A 2,017-nucleotide genomic window follows, 5' to 3' on the forward strand; every position below is an offset into this window, starting at 1 on the left:
GCTTGACAAGCCATAGCTGGTCTCCCTTCTGCAGCATTTGCTGCTTTGCGGATGTGCAGCAGTGTACTCCCCTACTCCCAGCCTGCCGGTAGACGAAACAGTCTTGAAAATCTTTGAAGAAATACGAGGAAAGGAAAGCATATGGCACAATAACTTCCGCAACACAAAAATCAAGTGGGCTAAAGGTGGCTGCAAGCAACATAAGGAGGCGACGTGGCAAAGCAAAACGCGCAGGAAACTATGAATCTCTCCTTAAGAGAAGAAGCTCTACACGCCGAATTTTTGCTGCTTGCCCAACCCATACTTGCCTCAGCACGAGTACCGCAGATGGCTCAGTTTATCCAGCACGGCACAACGAATACCCTAGAGCATGTAGAAGCTGTGGCATGGCAAGCCTTCAAGCTGGCACGTCGCTGGCATATTTCTTGCAATGAGCATGCTTTGGTACGTGGTGCCATTTTGCACGACTACTACCTCTACGATTGGCACGAACCTGGACATTCCAAACTACATGGCTTTCGTCATCCAGGATTTGCTCTTGCCAATGCGCTGGAAGATTTTGAGCTTAGTGATATCGAAAAAGATTTGATTGCCCATCATATGTGGCCACTAACACCTTGCCCGCCACACCACCGCGAAGCATGGCTCGTATGTCTTGCTGACAAAATGGTTTCGACTCGCGAGACCATTGCGGGACGCATACGGCAGTCATAACCATACTAATAGCCAACTGTACAGGGAATTCCCAAGGCTTCTACCTGTGACTTTATCCTGTCAAGCACTTCGGGTCCTACATGAACGATACCTTCCACAGGCGTGCCGCGGGATATGGCATAAATAGTGGCCGACTGAGGTTTGATATAACGAAGAGCCTCAAGCCAAGGTTGTACATATTTGGGAGTTGTATTATCCAGATCTTGTCCTCGATAGCTTCCCTTCATAAAGGCTGTCTGCACAATTACCCGTCCATGGAAAGCCGCAAGCGCTTCAATTACGCGCTGTACGTCATAACTGCCCACAGGGCGATTGACCAGCCTAATGTAGGGCATATCTACCGTATCAAGCTTCTGAATATTATCGTCTAGCTGCAGTAGGGCATCGTGAATACGTGGCACATGCGCCAAGGTGCCATTACTCAATACTGCAAGCCTTGCCTTTGGGGCAAGCTGATTGCGAAGATTCGCCACTGCATTAACCACCTGGGGAAACTCTGGATTTGCTGTTGGCTCACCATTTCCCGCTAGCGTAATTACATCAGGCAGTAAATCTTTGGCTGCCATCTCGCGAAGCTTTTTCTCCAAAGCATCTACCAACTCTGCTGCTTTGGGATAAGCAGTACTTGTTTTACGTTCGGTGTTCGAACCATTTTCGCAGTATATACAGTCAAAATTGCAAATCTTGCCATCTCCTGGCATGAGATTAAGACCGAGGGAAATACCCAGTCTGCGGCTGTGTACAGGACCAAAGACCAGTGGCGGATTAAGATAGGTTGCCAAAATGTCCTCCAATGCAATCTGCACAAGACTAGCTCACATCCGCAAAATTCGCACGTATTAGCTCTTGCGCCAAAACACTTTGCTCCGTATAGTAGTTAGCTGCTTGACGAATACGTCAGCACTGATACGCCGGCATAGCTCAGTTGGTAGAGCACCGCTCTCGTAAAGCGGGGGTCATCAGTTCAAGTCTGATTGCCGGCTCCAGAATTTTCCAAGTCAGCGGTCTCCGCTGACTTTTTATTTTGCAGCACATGCAAGCTGCGCTATCTGGAGTGCAGGCAGGATACAAACCACAAACACAAACCACAATACCAACCGCAAATGGTTCATCCTTCGGAGTAAGCAAGCGTAAAACCGCTGGTTAGATTTTCCAAAAACTCGAAAGATGAACCATCTTTCGAAACGAACTATCTATTGAAATTGTGACGACGTGGGAAAAGGGTCACCATCCCCACTCAAAACTTGAACCATCTGTGGTGATATCCCTAGAAGAGGGACGATCTTACGACTCATCTCAGGTA

At 48.1% G+C, this 2,017-nt stretch carries 2 protein-coding genes and 1 tRNA gene; 2 read left to right on the forward strand and 1 reads right to left on the reverse strand.

Going from position 1 to position 2,017, the window contains the following annotated elements; all coding sequences use genetic code 11:
* The first annotated feature begins 213 nt into the window (after positions 1 to 213).
* A complete protein-coding gene (locus tag HMPREF9069_RS02140; protein ID WP_021625467.1) occupies positions 214 to 714 on the forward strand; it encodes an HD domain-containing protein in 501 nt (166 codons plus the stop codon).
* Between the two features lie 5 nt (positions 715 to 719).
* On the opposite strand, the gene HMPREF9069_RS02145 is transcribed toward HMPREF9069_RS02140, so the two are convergent.
* On the reverse strand, positions 720 to 1,496 hold the full coding sequence (locus tag HMPREF9069_RS02145) for a radical SAM protein (protein ID WP_035438218.1): 777 nt from the start codon (positions 1,494 to 1,496) through the stop codon (positions 720 to 722).
* Positions 1,497 to 1,624: 128 nt separating this feature from the next.
* Here HMPREF9069_RS02145 and HMPREF9069_RS02150 point away from each other — a divergent pair.
* Positions 1,625 to 1,700: transfer RNA gene (locus HMPREF9069_RS02150), tRNA-Thr, on the forward strand.
* Positions 1,701 to 2,017 lie beyond the last annotated feature (317 nt).

It is taken from the genome of Atopobium sp. oral taxon 810 str. F0209 (assembly GCF_000466405.1).
GTDB lineage: Bacteria > Actinomycetota > Coriobacteriia > Coriobacteriales > Atopobiaceae > Olegusella.